The sequence below is a fragment of the Alkalicoccus halolimnae genome (assembly GCF_008014775.2).
In the GTDB taxonomy this organism is placed as follows: Bacteria; Bacillota; Bacilli; order Bacillales; family Salisediminibacteriaceae; genus Alkalicoccus; species Alkalicoccus halolimnae.
The window spans coordinates 304,584-323,219 of sequence record NZ_CP144914.1 but is presented as its reverse complement, the minus strand read 5'-3'; the positions used below and the strand labels follow the sequence as shown (position 1 = coordinate 323,219).

The following is an 18,636-nucleotide window of genomic DNA, read 5'->3' as shown; positions in this document are numbered from 1 at the left end:
TGCCGTGGAGGAGATCTCCAGCTTCCTAAACTAAACGTCGCAGCAGGTTATTTCTTTCTTCTTTTTCACTTTCTGAAGCCAGATCATATTTTTTTAGCAGATGAAAAAGCTCGTTAAGTGTTTCCTGATCCGGATTTCCTGCAAGCAGTTTTTCACTTCCCTCATAAAGCTCCTTCGGAAGATAGGTTTTTTGGGATTCCAGCTTTTTCGCCGTATCTGCAGTCGTATGGTCAATATTACAAGCCATTTTACTTTCTCCTTTCAATTGTATATAGGTTATTCCAAAACAATACGGGACGGATGGGAGTAAACGTTGAACGACTCTCCCCTGATAAATCCAACTGCCGTAATGTTTAAATCTTCTGCGAGTTTAATGGCAAGGTCTGTCGGCGCCGATTTGGAGAGGACTATCCCGACTCCGATTTTAGCCGCTTTTGTCAGCACTTCAGATGATATTCTCCCACTGAAAACAAGTACCTTATCCCGGACAGGTATCTGGTTCAGCAGGCAGTGACCGTACAGTTTATCCAGAGCGTTATGACGCCCAATATCAGTGCGGCTGAGGATCATTCCCTCTTCCGAACAGATAGCAGCGTTATGGACACCGCCCGTTCCTTTAAAGACATGGCTGGCTTCCTGCATCTCCCGCATGAGGCGAATACACGAAGCGGCGGTGATCTTTTTATCAACCATCGAGGTCTTCGCGGTTTTGACATCATTTTGAAAATAAAACTGCCTGCTTTTCCCGCAGCAGGAACCGATAAACCGTTTGGAAAAAGTCTGCTGATCCAGTACTTCTTTATTGGTAAGGGTAACGTAGGCAAACCCTTTCTCCTCATCAATCTCCAGCTTTACGATATCTTTCCTGAAACGGACAACTCCTTCCGACGCCAGAAATCCCACTACCATTTCTTCGAGATCGGCCGGAGTGCAGACCATCGTCGCAAACTCTTCTTCGTTCACGTAAATAGTCAGCGGATATTCCGTTACGATATCGTCTTCTGTTTCATGAAGAGCTCCCTCTTTATATTTCACGATCGGCATTTTTTTCTTCATTTCCAGCTTTTCCATTGGTTCCGCCTCCTTTCTTTTTAATTTTTTAGTTAACAGTGTCTTTCCGTTATGTACAGCAGTTAAAGTATAAACAATTCCTATCGAAACATACAACTGCGGAGGTCCGGAAGACTCCTTCTTGAAAATGTGACCAATAAATGAACTTTTCTTCAAGCAGCTATTGTAAATGCTTACATTAGCAAGTAAGATGTAAGAAGAATTCAAATACAGGCCGGTACTTAAGATGCGAGACAGCGCTCCTGTCGTCGGTTTAGGTCCGCCTTTCATTTGACGATTACTGTTGGTGTTTCAAGCAGCGCCCCTGCTTCTGACTAACCGTTGCGTTCCTTTTCGGATGGATTTTTCACACCGGAAAGCGATAGCAGCGGTTTTTTTATGGAGCCGGAAGCTCCTCCACGGCAGGCCGAAGCGAAGTTTTCTTATATATCAACAGCAGACTTTAACAGAGCTATTTTTTAAGACAGCCTAAACAAAAGAAGGAGTGAAGACATCATGAAAACAACAGTTAAAAACCGGTGGCTTATTGCTCTGGCCGCAGTAGGTATCCACATTTCCATCGGTTCGGTTTACGCCTGGAGCGTTTTCACGAACCCGCTTTCCGAACAGTTCGGATGGAGCTTAAGCGCCATATCCATGACTTTCAGTATCGCTATTGTCTTTTTAGGTCTTTCTGCCGCTTTTATGGGACACTTCGTTGAAAAATATGGTCCCAGAATTTCAGGTCTCGTAGCCGCCTCTTTTTTTGGAGCCGGCCTTATAGGATCCGGCATAGCAGTAAATATTGAATCACTCTGGATGCTTTACATAACTTACGGAGCTTTGGGGGGCATCGGCCTTGGAATCGGCTATATAACACCGGTTTCCACTCTCGTAAAGTGGTTCCCGGACCGCCGCGGTCTCGCCACCGGCCTTGCTATTATGGGTTTTGGCTTTGCAGCGATGATCGCAAGTCCCATCATGGCCTCTTTAATTGACTCCACCGGTATTGCCAATACATTTTTCATTCTCGGAGTCAGCTACTTTATTATTATGATTGCTTCGGCTCTATACATTGAACGGCCTCCTGAGGGCTACATGGCCGACGCTCCGGTTAAAAATAACAAAGCAAAAGCCGATCTTTCCCAGCTGACTGCCAATGAAGCAGTCAAAACGAAGCGTTTCTGGTTTCTGTGGATTATGCTTTTCATTAACGTAACGTGCGGTATCGCTATTCTTGCGGTAGCATCCCCGATGGCTCAGGAAATTGCCGGCCTTTCCGCTGTTGCAGCAGCAACGATGGTTGGAATCATGGGTTTTTTCAATGGAGCCGGACGGCTTGCATGGGCTTCCATCTCGGACTATATCGGCCGTCCGAATGTTTACACCGCCTTTTTCGTTATTCAAATTGCCGCCTTTTTCATGCTTCCATCTATAACACACGCAATTATGTTCCAGGTTATCTTATTCTTGATCATTACCTGCTACGGCGGCGGTTTTGCTTCTATACCTGCTTACATCGGTGACCTTTTCGGGACAAAGCAGCTCGGCGCCATTCACGGCTACATTTTAACGGCATGGGCGCTTGCCGGTTTAGTCGGTCCGATTCTTGCTTCCACTGTCCGCGAAGCAACGGCAAGCTATGCAGCTACTTTGTATATCTTTGGCGGAATGTTCGTCATCGCTCTTCTCGTATCTCTTCTTATACGTCTTGATATTAAACAGCTTCGTCAGGAAAAAGATTCGGAAAAGCTTGCCAGTTGACATTTTCTCTTTCCGAAACTACTCTTTTCCTATAAGCAACAGTAGAGGATGAAATCATTTATGGCTAAATATGAAGCAGAGTTCAGCAACCTCGTACGCTCTTTCCGGAAAAAACATATGGGCAAAGGCCCAAGCCGGATCAGCACGACTTTTTGTAAAAACTGGGCAATCTGCGAAATGGAAGGAAATTTGTCCCCCGTCGAAAAATTCATTGCCAGTGCGGAAGACGGCCGGCAGATGCTTCGTGCGGCACGGACTGAAATGGTGAAAGAAATTTATCGGAAAAACCGTCCCTACGAAATGGAAGAGCTGCTCGGCTGTAACTTCGTAGACCTTTTTGTAGATATTGATATCGAACAGGATAAAGGCATGTCGATTTTTATATTCGACGAAAACCTGGAAGAGAAATTCTCCAACCGAAAATGAGCCGGTTCGGCACTTGGCAGCGTCCCTGCTAAAGACTCAACCACCGTCCTCTGCTGTATCTATTCGATACGGCAGAGGCGGTGGTTTTTTATTTCACGCACTGCCATGCAAATGCAATAAAGAAAGGTTTTTCGCAGGTGTCTTGAAAAATCACCCGGGGGCAGAAGCCGCCCCTTTACAGAATCAGGAACTGGAAGACAGTTTGTTTTAATAATATAGAAGGAGTGATAACAATGGGACAGACAAAACATCAAGGCCCAATGAAAAAATCAAAAAAGCCGGCTCCCGAACACTGGGTAAGTCCCGTGCCTTTCGGCCTCGGCAAAATTAAGCCGACTCATATCCGCGATTCCTTTAAAACAATGTGGGAAAACAAAGACAATCTCGGCTATGCCAAAAACATCATAACAAAAGGCGTATGCGACGGCTGTGCTCTTGGTGTATCCGGTCTCTATGACCAGACGCTGACAGGCCCGCATGTCTGTACGACACGATTCAATGTTCTCCGTCTGAATACGATGCCGGCCATCGAACCGGACATTCTTCACTCGGATATCGACGAGCTGCGCAAATATTCAAGCACGGAACTCCGCAAGCTCGGTAGAATCCCCTACCCGCTGATCCGCCGCCCGGGAGATAGAAGCTTCTCCAGAATAAGCTGGGATGAAGCGATGGATACGATCGCTGAAAAAATGAAACGTCTTGACCCTATGCAGTATGCTTTTTATATGACTTCCCGGGGCATTACAAATGAATCGTATTACTTAGGCGGAAAAGTCTCCCGTTTTTTAGGAACAAACAACGTCGACAATGCATCCCGTATCTGTCATTCTCCGAGTAAAACGGCGATGAAACGCTCTATCGGAGTAGGAGCATCAACGTCGAACTATCAGGACTGGATCGGCACGGACGTCCTTCTTTTCTGGGGAAGCGTCGCATCCAACTCTTCCCCCGTCTCGACAAAATATATGCTCGAAGCGAAGAAAAAAGGAACGAAGATTATCGTCGTCAATCCTTACCGCGAGCCGTCCATGGATGAATACTGGGTGCCTTCGGTTCCGGAATCCGCTCTCTTCGGCACGAAAGTAGCCGATGATTTTTATCAGGTAAACATCGGGGGCGACATCGCCTTTATGCACGGTATTATGAAACACTGGTTTGATATGGAAAAAGAAGCTCACGGATCCGCGATTAATCACAAATTCGTCAATGAACACGTGAATGGATATGAAGAGCTTCAAGAAAAGGTCCAGGAGCAGTCCTGGGAGGAAATCACCGCTTCCTCCGGCGTTTCCAAGGAAAGAATTATCGAACTTTCTGAACTTCTGGCGAACAGTAAAAATGCTGTATTCGCCTGGGCACTCGGTCTGACGATGCACTCTTTTGCCTCGGATAACATTTCCCAGGTGGCAAACCTCGCGCTGCTCCGCGGCTTTCTCGGCCGCAAGTACAGCGGGCTTATGCCGTTCCGCGGTCATTCTTCGGTACAGGGAAGCGGAGAAATGGGCGCTGACCCGTTCGTCCTTCCCGGTGGAGATTTTAAAGGAGATAACATTACCCGCATCGAAAAGCTCTGGGGATTTGAGCTGCCTAAATGGCAGGGTGATATCGTCGGCGTGACGCTTGAAAATATCCTTCTCCCGGAAGAAAACGAGCGGAAGATCAAACTGTACTATATGTCCGGCGGGAATTTTCTCGAAACGATGCCCGATCCGGACTACGTGGAAAAAGCTCTTTCCGAACTGGATATCCGCGTGCACCAGGATATCATTTTGAATACTTCCACGCTTGTCGATGCGAAAGAAGCGGTCGTCGTTCTTCCTGCTAAAACGCGTTACGAGCAGGAAGGCGGAGGTACATCGACATCGACTGAGCGGATGGTCTACTTCTCTCCGGAAATTAAGGGCAATAAGAATAAAATCGAAGAAGCCCGTGCCGAGTGGAAAATCTATATAGATCTTGCAAAGCGGGTGAAGCCGGAAACGGCCGACCTGGTCGACTTTAAGGACGGCGACGCCATCCGTGCGGAAATTGCTAAAGCGAACCCCTCTTATGAAGGTGTCCAGCATTTGAAAAATCAAGGCGATGTCTTTCAGTGGGGAGGGGCCTGGCTCTGTGAAGACGGAATATGCCCAACACCAGACGGACGCGGAAATTTGATCCCGGTGGAAATCCCGGACCTGAACAAAAAACCAGGTGATTTTTACGTTACTACCCGACGAGGGAAACAGTTCAACTCGATGGTGTATGGAGAAACGGATCCGTTTAACCGAGCGGAGCGGTACGACGTTCTCATAAATCCAGATGATGCAAAAGATCTGCACATTCGCGAAGGAGAAGCCGTAGTTGTTTACAATCAATACGGTGTATTCCAGGGACAGGCCAAGGTAGCTTCGATTGCTCAATCGAACCTCGGTGTCCACTTTCCGGAAGGCAACTTCCTGCTTCCGAAAGGGCGCTATGAACAGTTTGCCGGTATTCCGGATTATAATATCGCTGTTAAAATCGAAAAAGCCGACCGCTTTAATGCTCGAAAAGATACGCAGTATTTAGAAAAGCCGGTTCCAGACCTGGAAATGTCCCCTCCAAGCTAATAAACGAAGAAAGCCCCCTGCCGGTCAATCGGCAGGGGACTTTCTTCGTGCTGATACATTCTTTTTTCCTCCGCTCCCTGAAGGAGGCTTTCCGGGCGGTCCGGCCTCAGCTAATTCCGTTCTCCAAAAAAGCTGGTTTCCCCCTTAAAACTTCTATCGTTTAAGCCTGGGGCCCACCAGCTTTTTATACAAGGCGTATTGTTAAGTGATGCTAAGGTGTTTTCTGTTTCCGGGAGAGTCTTCACTTGCAGCCTTCTGCTATTTCACTTTCCGTATGGAGGTGTGGGGTTCGCTTTTGCCTGCAGGCACTGCTGCCGTACTTTCCCGGACGATTAATTCGGTTGGTATAACAATTTTCCTCGGGATTTTCCGCCTCGTTTCCCGGCGCTCGTCCATAATCTCAACAGCGGTCTGCCCCATAAATTCTGTGTGTACTTTCACTGTAGTAAGCGAGGGCTGCAAATACCGGCTTGCTGCTATATCGTTAAATCCGACAATCGACACGTCTTCCGGAACTAAAATACCATGTTCGTGAAGGGCTCTCAGCGCTCCTATTGCCATCGAATCACTCGCGATAAAGAAAGCAGAAGGCAGATTCCCGTGCGCCACCGCTTTCTTCATCATCCGATAGCCATCCTCCGTTGAAAAGTCGCCAATATAAATGTTGTCCTCTGCGTAACCGGTGCGCGGTCCTAAATAATCCCGGAAAAATTCCTCGCGGTAGTCCATCACTGTTTCGTCCGGTCTTACGTACTGCTGACCTCCAATAAAACCAATCCGCTCATGGGAGAGCTCAAGCAGGTAATCAAGAACCCGGATGACAGAAGTCCGAAAATCAATAACGACCGAATCGAACATGGAATCTAAAGGAGAATAATCTATGAAAGTAATGTTGTCGGTGTAGAGAACGAGCTGATCAATTTCTTCCGGATGAATCCGTCCCACGATGAGCAGCCCTTCCATGTCAGCTATCTGGCTGAAATCAAACGACTCGGCATTCCTGTATAGCTTTACGAGCTTTATTCCCCTTGCTGCACACTCCTTTTCAATACCGAGACGGATAGCAAGAAAGTAGGGGTCACTGATCTCCTGCTGCTCAGAATTAAAATAAATCATTCCGAAAGTGCCGGTGCTGATCGTTTTTCTCGCCGAGCGCTCCCGCATCGTTTTATAGTTTAACTCTTCTGCATATTTAAAAATAGCTTCTTTCGCTTTATGAGAGACCGAAAGCGTCTGATCGTGGTTTAAAACCCTCGAAACTGTAGCGATCGAGTAACCGGATTTGTTCGCAATATCTCGAATAGTGGCCATCGTTCCCGCTCCTTTTGTGCCTGTTGTTTAGTAAACTTTTTCTAGGTTAAATATATCATACTTGATCTCCGAAAAGCCTATTTCAAACAGAGAATGTCAGCTGTTTATCTTTAAAGGATTATACTCCAGCCGGAATATTTCGTCTTTTTCGGAAGAGTGCGAGTATACTGATAAATTGGAAACATAGTCTCTGTCTCCGTTAAGAGCGGTTTTAGCAGGATTGACACTATTTAAAATTAAATCCTGAAGCTGTTCCGGTATTAAAAACTGCAGTTCATACTCTTTCCCTTCTTCCGGGTGAATGGCCCAGCGGATACCGCTGTTTTTCATATACCGGCACTCCACATGCACCCGGTGTGCCGGATACTTCTCCAAATAGTTCCGGAACGCCTGGGGATCTTCCGCTTTCATTACTAATAAGAAAGGGGCTCCCGGTACAGCTGCAAATAATTCCGTATATTCTTCTTCCACAAAAACAGCCAGTTCCTCAAGAATCTCGAAAATTGGATCCTTCTCTTCAAGCAGAGAGAGGGATTCGTAGTCCTCCACTCCGGTCCAGGTACCCAGTCTGCGTCTCAGGTATTCCCGGAGTGACTGAATGAAAGCGAAGCGGTGATCCCCACCACTATTGAGAGTGCCCCCTTCTTCCCTGCTCCCTAAACTGCGGTGAATATTTTTCGCTGTTTCATTAATTTTACTGCGCAGCGGCTCGTACTCGGCACCACTGACATCCACGAGGGAAATGTGATGGGCCATAGCCATTTCAACAGCGCTTTTAGAGAAACCGGAAGCAGAAAAAACACAGTAGCTGTAAGTGTGCCGCTTTGTGGGTGTATTCGTCTCCCGCGTTTTTGTATACACCTGGTTTAAATCATTGACTACCGCAACGGCACTCCGCACCGTTTTAATACCTGTCTTCCCGCTGCGGAACTCTGCTTCTACAAACATCCGCATCGGATAAGTAAGCCCCGGCATCCACTGCAGCTGACCGAGCACGTCCGCCTGGTGTTCAGCACCCAGTCCTTTAATATTCAAACCGAGTCCGGTACTGCGCAGGCTGAGCGGATCCTGATTTTCATCGACAAGCAGATCGTATCCGGTGTTTTTAATAAGATAAGCCATCATTTCTTCGAGCAGGTATCCTTTTAAACTATCAAGTGCAATTTTCATAAAAGCCTCTCCTCCTCATACGTTCCATATTTTCCGGTATTTCTTTCTCTGCTTCCCGTCCGCTTCTGTTTCGATCAAAGCGAGCGCCTCCAGCTTCACTGCTTCTTCTTTATCTGCCTCGTATAAATGTCTCGTTCCCTGCAGGATATCGGAGCGGATCAACGTACCGTTCTTTTCTTTATCCGCTTCACGGAACCGGTCTGATAAATGAGATAAGACCAATGCTTTCTGCTTTTCTCCGGCTAAACCTATACGCCAGATTGTCTGCAGGCTGTGCCGGGCTGTAACGAACTTTTTATCATATGTAACTTCCCATACTTTAAAGAAGTCATCGAGGATTCTTTCTTCCGGATCGCTGACAGCAAGATGGGATAAAAACTGGGCTGCCCGGGAGCGGCGGTGGGCATCGGGATCAATAAGCATTTCCGTCAGCTTATCCCACACTTCATAAGCCCAGTCGACTTCCTGCTTTGTCGTTTCCATGATGTGCAGATAAGCTTCATACTGCGCTTCTTTATCGGCCTGTTCAAGGTGGTCAAATGATGTTCTTAATGCTTTGTCCATCTTTACAGTCACTCCCCCTGCCATTTCTTCCTATTATAACCTTTTTAATGCTTTATCTGTAAGCTTTTCACTGCTTAAATGACAGCTCTTCCGAAGTCGAATCTACGAGCCATTTCCGTGGCAGCAGAGGGCGGGCCGGAGATACATTTAAACAGCGGAGATCTGCCCTCCGGAAATAGGGATCAATTAATGAAAAAAAAGTAAATATAACCCTTATTATGGAATAAACCTTCTTTTATTCCTTAAACCTGTTATGATGGAGGGAGTAAATTAAATAAGTGACCTTGAACTCTGCCGCCTGGTTTTCCGTTTCGCCTGAAACATCTTAACTGAGCGGCAGGGTTATTTGTAATGTTTACTGGAAAATATTTCTGTTTAACCTGAAGGCGGAACGGAATAATTTGAAGGAGTGACATATTCTATGAACAAAACCGCATTAATTTATTGCGAAGGAAATTTCGGAACGATGGACGGCAAAACGGCAAACGGCCTGATTCGAAGCTCAGGAAATTACACGATTGCGGGAGTTATAGACAGTACGAAAACAGGAGAAGATACCGGGCAGTGCCTTGAGAACAAAACAAACGGCATTCCCTTTTTCACAAGTCTTGAGAACGCTTTCGAACTGCTGGAGCATGTGCCGGACCAATTCATATTCGGGATGGCTCCCTCAGCAGGCTTGCTGAAAAGTCATGAACGGGAGGTTGTCTTAAAAGCGATGGAACGCGGAATGGATATAACCAATCCTCTGCATGAATTTTTTACTGATGATTCGGAATTCAGACAGCAGGCTGCTAAATACGGCGTTCAGATGACAGATGTGAGAAAACCTCCGGAAAAGAAAGATATGCATTTGTTTTCCGGAAGAATACTTGATATTAAAACTCCGATTGTCGCCGTTCTCGGCACGGACAGCGCCGTTGGAAAGCGGACGACTTCGGTGCTCCTTGAAGAAGCCCTGGAAAACGCCGGCTTAAAAGTAGCCTTTATAGCGACCGGACAAACCGGGCTGATCCAGGGGAAAAAATACGGCACAGCGATAGATGCCATCCCTTCCCAGTTTATGACCGGTGAAATAGAAAATCAGGTGCTCCGCGCCCACGATGAACTTCAGCCGGATATTATGATTGTAGAAGGCCAGGGAGCTCTCAGCCACCCTGCCTATATCAGCTCCTGCGGTATTATCCGTGGTTCCAGACCGGGTTCGGTAATTATTCAGCACCCTCCTAAACGGGAAAACCTGGGAGACTTCAGCTATATGCCGATGCCTTCTTTAGAAAGCGAAATGGAATTAATTGAAAGTTTTTCCTGCGCTAAAGTTACAGCTATCTCCATTAACCATGAAAATATGACAGCTTCAGAAGTACAGAATACCATTACTGATTATGAGAAAAGGTATGACATGCCGACTACAGATGTTCTTCAATTCGGCTGCGGCAAGCTCGTCCGTACGATTTTCGATACGTATCCGCAATTAGAGAATAAACGCTCAGCAGTATCAGTTAATTGATCTATTCCTCCACTCCGCGGATAGAAATCGACCTTTCGAAAGTAGCACATAACGCTGAAAAAATTGTGCGCTTATACGGTTCGAAAGGCATTCATATTATGGGAGTTACGAAAGGCGTTGCTGGCTCTGCAGAGGTCGCAGACATTCTCGTAAAAAGTGGAATTACAACGCTGGCGGATACAAAATTAAAAAATTTAACAACATTGAAGAAGGCAGGAGTAAAAGCAGAGCTGGTTCTTTTGAGAACTCCTTCATTAGGAGATGCAGAAGAAACAGTGGAAATTGCAGACATCAGTATGAACACGGAACTGACTGTGATTGAAGCTTTATCTCAGCAAGCTCTTCAGCAGGGAACAATCCACCGCATTATTCTCATGATGGAGATGGGAGACCTGCGGGAAGGTATCATGCCGGAGGATCTAGAAAAATTTATTGAGAAAGTCCTCCTTCTAAAGGGAGTGAAAATCACGGGCCTAGGAGCTAATTTCGCCTGTTTTGGCGGAGTAAAGCCAAGCAGCAGGAAAATGGAGGAGCTTTCAGCGGCCGCTGAGAAAGTGGAAGCCATGTTTTCTCTGCAGCTCACCTATATAACCGGGGGCAACTCCGGAAACTATCATTGGTTCAAAGAAACAAAAAATACAGGCCGCATTAATAACCTCAGAATCGGTGAATCCATTTATCTCGGCTGCGAAACGCTGGACCGGGAAGAGATACCGGGTCTTTACACAGATGCTTTTACTCTTGTAGCAGAAGTGATTGAGTCGAAAGTAAAGCCTTCCCTACCCTTTGGTGAAACGGCTCAGAACGCAGCCGGGGAGTATCCCTCCTTTGCTGATCAGGGCATGATGAAACGAGCCATTCTTGCTGTCGGCTCCCAGGATGTTGTTGTCTCAGGCTTGAATCCGAGAGCAGATATTGAGATTCTCGGCTCGAGCAGTGACCATTTAATTATTAATGCAAAAGATACAGATCTTCCCGTAGGAAAGGAAGTCGCCTTCCACGTTAATTACAGCGCTCTCCTGTCATTAATGGCTTCAGCATACGTTTCTAAAAAATATTACTTTAGTAATTTTATACAGCTTCCCCAGCCTGGATAGAAATATCTATTCAGGCTTATTTTTTTACGGAAAGCTGCTTTGTAAATAAAGCATCTATCAAGAAGAATGATCTTCGTCCGCCTTCGTTTCCATAGGGAGGCTGCAGAAAAAAACTTTGCCTGCAGCCTATTACAGGAGAATTTCTACATATTATCTGGAAAATGGTATAATAAATCCAATATTGTAAACGAGGTGTCTGCCCATGCTGAAACATGCAAGATTCAGGCAAGCCAACCGTTTCCGGCAGATTATTAATGCATTAATCCGCAATGGATTCGGTTTTTTCGTGCAGAAAATCGGGCTGATTGATGAAGTCCCGCGCCCAAGGAAATGGCGGGTACCCGAAGAAAAACGTATCAAGTCTACAGAAGAGCGTATCCGCATTCTGCTCGAAGAACTCGGTCCGGCTTTCGTTAAACTCGGGCAGATTGCCAGTACACGTAAAGATATATTTCCGCAGCCTTTACTTGATGAACTCGAAAAGCTGCAGGATCATGTGTCCCCCTTTTCCTATGAAGAAGTGAAACAGGTTTTTGAAGATGAAACCGGTGATCCCCTCTCTTCGTATTTCTCAGAGTTCGAGGAAGAACCGCTTGCTTCTGCCTCCATCGGCCAGGTCCACAAAGCAAAAACTCACGATGGGCGTAAAGTAGCTGTTAAGATCCAGCGGCCGGGCGTTCAAAAGACGATTGAGACCGATCTCGACATCCTGCATGAAATCGCGCTGCTTGCAGACAGGCATATTGAAGGTACCGCCCGCTACCATCTGCCTAAACTCGTCAAAGAATTCACGAAAATGATCCTCCGCGAGCTGAACTACAAAATAGAAGGCAGAAACGCGGACCGGATCCGCAGACAGACAGCTGACGACCCCCGAATTTACATTCCGGAAGTGGACTGGAAATGCACAACAGAAAAAATTATGACTATGGAATTGATTGAGGGGACAAACGTTAATCATCTCGACATCCATTCCATTAGCAGAGAGCGCCGGGAACATATTTCCGAAGCAATCACGTATACGATCTGCAAACAGATTTTTATCGATGGATTTTATCATGCGGATCCTCATCCGGGAAACATTTACGTGATGGAAAATGATGTGATCGGCCTGCTCGATTTCGGCATGGTCGGACGCCTTACCCAGGAACTGCGCAGCAGCCTTGCTTCTCTCGTCATTGGAATACTTCGTAAAAACACCGATGATATTGTAAAAGCGATCAGTAAAATGGGGCGTGTCCCCCTTGAAATAGACCGGGAAGGATTAAAGAAAGAAATCGATGACTTTCAGGATTTGTATTTCAATGTCCCGATGCAGGAAATCAGATTTGGGGAAGTAGTAAACGACCTGCTTGCTTTAATCGGCAGCTACAACATCGAAGTACCGCATGACGTCACACTCGTAGCGAAAGCTCTCGTAACTGTCGAATCCATTATAAGCGAACTCGATCCTGAACTGAGTATTATTGAAGTTGTTGAACCGCTCGGCGACGAACTGCTGCGCGAACATCTCAGCCCGATTCACCTGCAGCGACGCCTGCGGAACCATGCACTTGATTATCTGGACGCCCTCAGCGGAACACCGGATATGATTAAAAAAACGATGACACTAATTGAAAAAGGACGTCTCCGCCATGAAATAAGACTTCCGGAAGTCGAACTGATCGGAAGGCGCTATGCGAGAATCGGCAACCAGTTAACGCTGAGCGTCCTGCTGCTTGCTGTAAGCATCGTGCTCGGCTCTCTCATCCTCGGAATTACGCTCGGGGATCCGGCCCAGTCTCTCTGGCTCCGCCTTCCCGTCCTGGAACTCGGTTTTCTCATCTTCTTCTTTCTGTTTTTCTGGCTGATGGTTTCGATTCTGCGGACGAGGATTAAATAAAACAGAAACGTCATTTACGTATCATCGTGAAAGGTTGATAGGATGTCTCCATTTACTTACCTGGGAATTTCAGCTTTAGTGCTGCATATTGTGCTCACTAAAGTAATTGTTAAAAAAGATGCACGAAAACTGAAGGAAACAAAAGGCAGGTACTATTCAGCTGCGGCCATGGTTGTTATGGCTGCAGTATTTTTCTCACTCATTTTTTATATCGATCTGCCTTTATTTGAAGACTATTTCATTATCGCACTACCCATTCTTTCCATCGCATTTGTGATCCAGATATCTCTGGAATGGTATTTTGTCAGAGACTCTAAAGAACATATCGTGACCTCTATCATGTGGGGTTATGTTACTGTCTTTATTTCTGTTCTTTCTCTTTTATAGTCCATCTTAAAAATAATCATAAGTGAGATAAATGTGCGCTTTCTTTTCCATGGGGACCTTTTCAGGCGGGGTGGGGCTCGTCCTTGTCCGCCCTGGAGCCGCCCCATGTACTTTCCAGCTTACGGTAAACAATACGGAGCAGGATCTATCTGCCTTCAAATAAAGAAAGTCCTTTTTGAACATGCATTCGTTCCAGTTAAATTCCATTCATTATAGAAGCCGTTTTCATCCATACTAAACATCACCAAAGCTTACTTAGAGGACCACCGATATACTTTGCAGGCATTTCCTTTCATGAACTGTCCATCAAAAAGAGCTGACCCGGGTTATATCCCGAATCAGCTCTTTTCTTTCTGTTATTTATGCGTTAGCCCGGCGGAAGCTAATCGTCGCAAATAATACGAGCAGCGCTGCAAAGGCTGCGATGAAGATAATCTCCTCAAAGATCGTTACCTGCCGCCCGAAAACCGTAATATTCAAGCCCATCGCTTCCATGACGGCAGGAGAAAGACTGTCTACATCAATCATGATCTTTTTCATCACATCAACCCCGTACGTCACCGGATTAATTTTAACAATGATGTCCATCCACGCCGGCATATTATTTACCGGAAACAAAGCCCCGGAAAGAAAAATCATCGGCATAACCAGCACCTGCACCGTCATCTGAAACCCCTGGGTAGAGCGGATGACGCTTGCAAACAGAAGGCCCAGTCCGGATAGCGCACAGGCAAGAAGAAACATAAAGGGAATGACCTGCACCAGGGACAATAAATCATAGGAGAGACCAAGAAACGGGATAAGCATAAATAAAATAATTCCTTGAATGGTCGCTACTGTAGCTGCTCCGAGCATTTTCCCGACGGCTATGCTGACACGGGAAATCGGTGATACGAGAATCTCTTTCATGTAGCCGAAATCTTTGTCTTCAATAATTGATAAAGCAGAAAAAACTGAAGTCATAAGCAGAGTCATCGCTACAATGCCCGGAAAGACAAATTCTATGTAGTTAAAATCCCCCGCCTGCTCTCCGAGACCGGAAGCCATCATATTTTCCATCGTTCCGCTCATGCCTCCGCCAAAAATCAACAGGAATAAAATCGGCATCGTAAACGAACCGAACAGCCTCGCCTTGTCACGAAAAAATTTCGTGATATCTCTCTGCCAGATTGCGAAAATTCCTTCCATAATTATACCTCCTTCCTTTCTCTGTTAATCTTCTGCTTCTCCAATTTTTCTGCCGGTAAAGGCGAGGAACACGTCATTTAAAGTCGGCTTGCGTATATTCAGTTTCGTAACCGGGATCGTCAAAGTTTTGATGAAAGTGGAAATAAACGCGTCACTGCTTGCCACTTTCACATGAATCGTATCTTCTTCCATCGAAACCTCTGCTCCATCGATTTTTTCACGGATTTCCGCCAGAGCTTTTTCATTGTTTTCGGTGGACAGCTCAATAATATCTCCGCCAAGCTCATTTTTCAGTGCGGCAGGCGTATCCATGGCAATGATTTCTCCCTGGTCCATGATAGCGACCCTGTCACTGATTTCCGCCTCATCCAGATAATGGGTCGTCAGAAACATCGTTATGCCTTCTTTTTCTTTCAGCTTTAAAATGTACTCCCATAAATGCGCCCGGGTCTGCGGATCCAGACCGACCGTCGGTTCATCCAGGAAAAGCACTTTCGGATAATGAAGCAGCCCTCTGGCAATTTCAAGGCGGCGCTTCATGCCTCCGGAAAAAGTCTCGACCCTCTGCCTGCGTTCTTTTACAAGATCAACTATTTCCAGCACCTCACGGATTCTCTCCTCGCGTTTTTCTTTAGGGACTTTATAAAAACGGCAGTGCAGCATAAGATTTTCATTTGCCGTCAGCTTTTCATCAAGCGTATTTTCCTGAAAGATGATGCCGATGCTTTCCCGCACCTTGTCCTTCTGCTTTTTCACGTCGAAGCCGTTGATGCTGATTGTCCCGCTGGTCGGTGCCAGCATCGTGCAGATCATATTTATCGTTGTGCTTTTTCCGGCACCGTTCGGACCGAGAAAACCGAAAATTTCTCCCTCTTTCACATCAAATGTAATGTGTTTCACAGCGTCTGTTTTTTTATATGTTTTCGTGAGATCGTTCACTTCAATGATCGATTCCATTTTCCCATCCCCCGTTACAAATAGTTCTGATATAATAACTATATTATTTCGTTAATAAGTATAGAAGTCAACTGACAAGGAGGGACGCCCTATGAGCATGGATTCCATTAATACCGAAGAACTTGTCGAACAGATGCTTTCCGTCATGCCTCTTTTCGCAAAAAAACTGTTCGGTCCGGTCCACATTCTCCACGATTCGGATCTTCACCATACTCATTTTCATATTATGCATCTGATTAATGACGCCGGATCGATCCGCACGACGGATATTGCAGGAAAACTCGCAATAAAAAAGTCCAACCTTTCTCCGATGCTGCAAAAGTTAACGACGAAAGAATTCATTTTAAGAAAAAAGGATCCTGCAGACAGACGCGTTATTTATATTGAATTAACAAGAGCCGGCCAGTCGTTTCTTGAAGAAAAAAAAGTCATTCTCCAGAAGGAAGTGGAAGAACGTCTCTCTCTGCTTCATTCCGAAGACAAAAAAACACTGCAGGAAGCTGTCGGCAGCCTGCAGTCGGTTCTTTCCAAGCTTGAAGGTTAGAAATTCAGTGCTTTCATCGAAGTATAGTATACGAGTTCGGCTCCAATCGTGAGCGCTTCCTTGTGAAAGGTCATTTCCGCATCATGCAGACCCGGTGTAAGTCCGGCTCCAAGACCGATCATACAGGCATGCAGATGCGGGCGTTTGATTGTATAAAAATGAAAATCATCCCCGCCGCTTGTCGTAAGGCTCGGAACGGCATTATTCTTTCCGAGGACCTCTTCAATGGCAGCACGGGTGATATGTTCTGCCCTGCTGCTGATTTCCGCTGCAGCAATGCGCGCCGCTTCCTTTATCTCAATCGGCACCGCGTGATAGTCAGACGTACGCCGGATAATCCCGTCGATCCTTTCCGTAACGGTATCCATCGCTTCGTTTGTCTGGGTGCGGAGGTCTAGACTGAAGGAAGCCGATCCTGGAATAATATTCAGACTGTCCCCGCCGGCGTGCAGCTGCGTCATTTTCACACTGTGCGGCACCAGCGGATCCAGGTGGATATGCTGTAACTGCTGCAGAATTTCCGAAGCGGTTTCAATCGCATTAGATCCTAGATGGGGCCTTGCACCATGGACATCTCTTCCGTGGATTTCCCCATGCATAAAGACGGCTGCTCCGTGATCGATTGATACGGCAGCCTTCCCGAGCGGAAGCTCCTGTTCCGGCCGGAGATGAATGCCGAACAGATAATCAACGTCGTCAACTGCCCCTTCTTCCACGACAGCAAGCGCTCCCGTGCCTTTTTCTTCTGCCGGCTGAAAAATCAGCTTTACTGTACCTTCCCCGGTCTTCAGAGAATTTTTCAGCATAAGAGCTGCCGTGCTCACGATCGTCATATGAGCATCGTGCCCGCATGCATGGTTCGGCTTTACCGTGCCGTCCACGTTCTGAACCAGCGCATCCATATCCGCACGCAGGGCCACCACCGGTTTTCCTGACCCGATGACAGCTGTAAACCCTGGAATGTTTTCAAAAGCTTTACTCTGGATGCCATGAGCAGCAAGAAATTCCTGCAGGTAAGCTGTCGTTCCCCATTCCTCCCAGCTTTTTTCCGGATTCTTGTGCAGGTATGTAAACAGTTCATTGATCACCTGTTGATACGCTTTGCTTTTCATTGTTTTCCCTCCTATATCCCCCGGTCAAAAATAACCGGAGTTCTTCATCCAGTATAAACGAAGCACAGAACTGGATATATCATTTTCCATTAAACAGGTAGAATTATGATCTTCAAAAGAGATCTTCTTTATTAGAAGACAGATCCTGCTCCGTATTTTTACCGTAAGCTGGAGGGCACATGGGGCGATTCCTGGGCGATCAAGGACGAGCTGAAGATCCATAGGGATTAGCTGAGGCCGGCCCTGCGCCCCCATGGAAACGAAAGCGCACGCTTATCTATTTTATTTTCAAGGCAGCCAATAAAAAACATAAAAAAACCGACCGGAAATCCGGTCGGTTTAAAAATTTATTATTGAGCTGTTACGCCCTGCTTAACCATTTCTGCTACAGAAGCAGTACGTCTCGCCTGGTGTTTAACTGCTTCTTCAATATCTTCCTGAATGCCGTTTTCTCCGACAGTAGCACTTACTCCGTAAGGGTTTCCGCCGGAAGTAAACTGGACGGGATCTGTATAGCCTGGTGCTGCAACAATAGCGCCCCAGTGGAACATCGTTGTATAGATAGACAGAACCGTTGCTTCCTGGCCGCCGTGTGAATTGCTTGCTGATGACATCGCGCTTACTACTTTGTTCATAAGCTTGCCGTTAGCCCACAGGCCGCCTGTAGTATCAATAAACTGACGGAACTGGGAAGCGGGGTTACCAAATCTTGTTGGTACAGAGAAGACAAAACCGTCTGCCCACTCCAGATCTTCCAGCTGCACTTCCGGTACGTCTTTTGTTTCTTCCAGATGCTTTTCCCATGCAGGGTTGGAAGCAATCGCTTCTTTTGGAGCGAGTTCAGGTACTTTTAGAAGCTTAACGTTCGCACCGTCAGCTTTTGCACCTTCAGCTGCCCATTTAGCCATTTGATAGTTGGAACCTGTAGAACTATAGTACACTACCGCAAGATTTACATTACTCATATTATCGTTCTCCTTTTTTGATGAAAATAGTTTTTCAAACAAACCCATAGTTAACACCTGCTTTTTCTTTACTTAATAACTAATTTGTATACTATCATAAAGTAAGTAACAATGC

17 protein-coding genes are annotated in these 18,636 nt (G+C 46.2%); 8 read left to right on the top strand and 9 right to left on the bottom strand.

Features of this window, described 5'->3' with window-relative positions; all coding sequences use genetic code 11:
- Window positions 1-25: 25 nt before the first annotated feature.
- A complete protein-coding gene (locus tag FTX54_RS01505; RefSeq protein WP_147804224.1) occupies window positions 26-247 on the bottom strand; it encodes a group-specific protein in 222 nt (73 codons plus the stop codon).
- A 29-nt stretch (window positions 248-276) separates the two neighbouring features.
- The gene (gene fdhD / locus FTX54_RS01500; protein ID WP_147804225.1) at window positions 277-1,071 is read right to left on the bottom strand and encodes a formate dehydrogenase accessory sulfurtransferase FdhD; all 795 of its coding nucleotides are present in this window, start codon (window positions 1,069-1,071) and stop codon (window positions 277-279) included.
- 495 nt (window positions 1,072-1,566) lie between these two features.
- Here fdhD and FTX54_RS01495 point away from each other — a divergent pair, with 495 nt between their 5' ends.
- The 3 genes from FTX54_RS01495 to FTX54_RS01485 all read left to right on the top strand — a co-directional run bounded on the left by FTX54_RS01495 (window position 1,567) and on the right by FTX54_RS01485 (window position 5,834).
- The gene (locus FTX54_RS01495) at window positions 1,567-2,814 is read left to right on the top strand and encodes an L-lactate MFS transporter (RefSeq protein ID WP_147804226.1); all 1,248 of its coding nucleotides are present in this window, start codon (window positions 1,567-1,569) and stop codon (window positions 2,812-2,814) included.
- A 60-nt stretch (window positions 2,815-2,874) separates the two neighbouring features.
- Entirely contained in the window at window positions 2,875-3,240 is a 366-nt protein-coding gene (locus FTX54_RS01490; protein ID WP_147804227.1) for a DUF2294 domain-containing protein, read from the top strand.
- A 233-nt stretch (window positions 3,241-3,473) separates the two neighbouring features.
- Window positions 3,474-5,834, top strand: coding sequence for an FdhF/YdeP family oxidoreductase (locus FTX54_RS01485; RefSeq protein WP_147804228.1), 2,361 nt, complete (start codon window positions 3,474-3,476; stop codon window positions 5,832-5,834).
- 258 nt (window positions 5,835-6,092) lie between these two features.
- On the opposite strand, the gene FTX54_RS01480 is transcribed toward FTX54_RS01485, so the two are convergent.
- From FTX54_RS01480 to FTX54_RS01470, 3 genes are all read right to left on the bottom strand, one after another.
- Window positions 6,093-7,145: a LacI family DNA-binding transcriptional regulator gene (locus FTX54_RS01480; protein ID WP_147804229.1), complete on the bottom strand. Its 1,053-nt coding sequence runs from the start codon at window positions 7,143-7,145 to the stop codon at window positions 6,093-6,095.
- A 96-nt stretch (window positions 7,146-7,241) separates the two neighbouring features.
- A complete protein-coding gene (locus FTX54_RS01475; protein WP_147804230.1) occupies window positions 7,242-8,315 on the bottom strand; it encodes a hypothetical protein in 1,074 nt (357 codons plus the stop codon).
- A 15-nt stretch (window positions 8,316-8,330) separates the two neighbouring features.
- Entirely contained in the window at window positions 8,331-8,879 is a 549-nt protein-coding gene (locus FTX54_RS01470; RefSeq protein WP_147804231.1) for a hypothetical protein, read from the bottom strand.
- Window positions 8,880-9,300: 421 nt separating this feature from the next.
- Between FTX54_RS01470 and FTX54_RS01465 the strand changes: the two genes are divergently transcribed.
- From FTX54_RS01465 to FTX54_RS01450, 4 genes are all read left to right on the top strand, one after another.
- Window positions 9,301-10,389 carry a DUF1611 domain-containing protein gene (locus FTX54_RS01465; protein WP_147804232.1) on the top strand — a complete coding sequence of 363 codons (1,089 nt, stop codon included), beginning with the start codon at window positions 9,301-9,303 and terminating at the stop codon, window positions 10,387-10,389.
- Window positions 10,386-11,486 (top strand): alanine/ornithine racemase family PLP-dependent enzyme, encoded by a 1,101-nt coding sequence (locus FTX54_RS01460; RefSeq protein WP_147804233.1) that lies wholly within the window; start codon window positions 10,386-10,388, stop codon window positions 11,484-11,486. Before FTX54_RS01465 ends, FTX54_RS01460 begins: the two co-directional genes overlap by 4 nt.
- Window positions 11,487-11,688: 202 nt before the next feature.
- Window positions 11,689-13,368: an ABC1 kinase family protein gene (locus tag FTX54_RS01455; protein WP_147804234.1), complete on the top strand. Its 1,680-nt coding sequence runs from the start codon at window positions 11,689-11,691 to the stop codon at window positions 13,366-13,368.
- Window positions 13,369-13,410: 42 nt separating this feature from the next.
- Complete coding sequence (locus FTX54_RS01450) at window positions 13,411-13,755, top strand: hypothetical protein (RefSeq protein ID WP_147804235.1); 345 nt, start codon at window positions 13,411-13,413, stop codon at window positions 13,753-13,755.
- Between the two features lie 360 nt (window positions 13,756-14,115).
- Here FTX54_RS01450 and FTX54_RS01445 read toward each other — a convergent pair whose 3' ends face one another.
- The gene (locus FTX54_RS01445; protein WP_147804236.1) at window positions 14,116-14,943 is read right to left on the bottom strand and encodes an ABC transporter permease; all 828 of its coding nucleotides are present in this window, start codon (window positions 14,941-14,943) and stop codon (window positions 14,116-14,118) included.
- A gap of 24 nt (window positions 14,944-14,967) precedes the next feature.
- A complete protein-coding gene (locus FTX54_RS01440) occupies window positions 14,968-15,900 on the bottom strand; it encodes an ATP-binding cassette domain-containing protein (protein ID WP_147804237.1) in 933 nt (310 codons plus the stop codon).
- A 91-nt stretch (window positions 15,901-15,991) separates the two neighbouring features.
- Here FTX54_RS01440 and FTX54_RS01435 point away from each other — a divergent pair, with 91 nt between their 5' ends.
- Entirely contained in the window at window positions 15,992-16,444 is a 453-nt protein-coding gene (locus FTX54_RS01435) for a MarR family winged helix-turn-helix transcriptional regulator (protein WP_147804238.1), read from the top strand.
- Here the strand turns inward: FTX54_RS01435 and FTX54_RS01430 are convergent.
- The gene (locus tag FTX54_RS01430; RefSeq protein WP_147804239.1) at window positions 16,441-17,556 is read right to left on the bottom strand and encodes an amidohydrolase; all 1,116 of its coding nucleotides are present in this window, start codon (window positions 17,554-17,556) and stop codon (window positions 16,441-16,443) included. The genes FTX54_RS01435 and FTX54_RS01430 overlap by 4 nt on opposite strands.
- A gap of 350 nt (window positions 17,557-17,906) precedes the next feature.
- Window positions 17,907-18,569, bottom strand: a complete 663-nt coding sequence (gene wrbA, locus FTX54_RS01425) for an NAD(P)H:quinone oxidoreductase (protein ID WP_147804240.1) — start codon at window positions 18,567-18,569, stop codon at window positions 17,907-17,909.
- Between the last annotated feature and the right edge of the window lie 67 nt (window positions 18,570-18,636).

What these genes read in the sequence shown, in the direction of transcription:
- FTX54_RS01465 (WP_147804232.1), top strand. Translation starts at nt 9,301, where the DNA reads ATGAACAAAACCGCATTAATTTATTGCGAAGGAAATTTCGGAACGATG.
- FTX54_RS01440 (WP_147804237.1), bottom strand. Translation starts at nt 15,900, where the DNA reads ATGGAATCGATCATTGAAGTGAACGATCTCACGAAAACATATAAAAAA.
- FTX54_RS01490 (WP_147804227.1), top strand. Translation starts at nt 2,875, where the DNA reads ATGGCTAAATATGAAGCAGAGTTCAGCAACCTCGTACGCTCTTTCCGG.
- wrbA (WP_147804240.1), bottom strand. Translation starts at nt 18,569, where the DNA reads ATGGGTTTGTTTGAAAAACTATTTTCATCAAAAAAGGAGAACGATAAT.
- FTX54_RS01505 (WP_147804224.1), bottom strand. Translation starts at nt 247, where the DNA reads ATGGCTTGTAATATTGACCATACGACTGCAGATACGGCGAAAAAGCTG.
- FTX54_RS01445 (WP_147804236.1), bottom strand. Translation starts at nt 14,943, where the DNA reads ATGGAAGGAATTTTCGCAATCTGGCAGAGAGATATCACGAAATTTTTT.
- FTX54_RS01495 (WP_147804226.1), top strand. Translation starts at nt 1,567, where the DNA reads ATGAAAACAACAGTTAAAAACCGGTGGCTTATTGCTCTGGCCGCAGTA.
- FTX54_RS01470 (WP_147804231.1), bottom strand. Translation starts at nt 8,879, where the DNA reads ATGGACAAAGCATTAAGAACATCATTTGACCACCTTGAACAGGCCGAT.
- FTX54_RS01450 (WP_147804235.1), top strand. Translation starts at nt 13,411, where the DNA reads ATGTCTCCATTTACTTACCTGGGAATTTCAGCTTTAGTGCTGCATATT.
- FTX54_RS01430 (WP_147804239.1), bottom strand. Translation starts at nt 17,556, where the DNA reads ATGAAAAGCAAAGCGTATCAACAGGTGATCAATGAACTGTTTACATAC.
- FTX54_RS01475 (WP_147804230.1), bottom strand. Translation starts at nt 8,315, where the DNA reads ATGAAAATTGCACTTGATAGTTTAAAAGGATACCTGCTCGAAGAAATG.
- FTX54_RS01435 (WP_147804238.1), top strand. Translation starts at nt 15,992, where the DNA reads ATGAGCATGGATTCCATTAATACCGAAGAACTTGTCGAACAGATGCTT.
- FTX54_RS01485 (WP_147804228.1), top strand. Translation starts at nt 3,474, where the DNA reads ATGGGACAGACAAAACATCAAGGCCCAATGAAAAAATCAAAAAAGCCG.
- FTX54_RS01455 (WP_147804234.1), top strand. Translation starts at nt 11,689, where the DNA reads ATGCTGAAACATGCAAGATTCAGGCAAGCCAACCGTTTCCGGCAGATT.
- FTX54_RS01480 (WP_147804229.1), bottom strand. Translation starts at nt 7,145, where the DNA reads ATGGCCACTATTCGAGATATTGCGAACAAATCCGGTTACTCGATCGCT.
- fdhD (WP_147804225.1), bottom strand. Translation starts at nt 1,071, where the DNA reads ATGGAAAAGCTGGAAATGAAGAAAAAAATGCCGATCGTGAAATATAAA.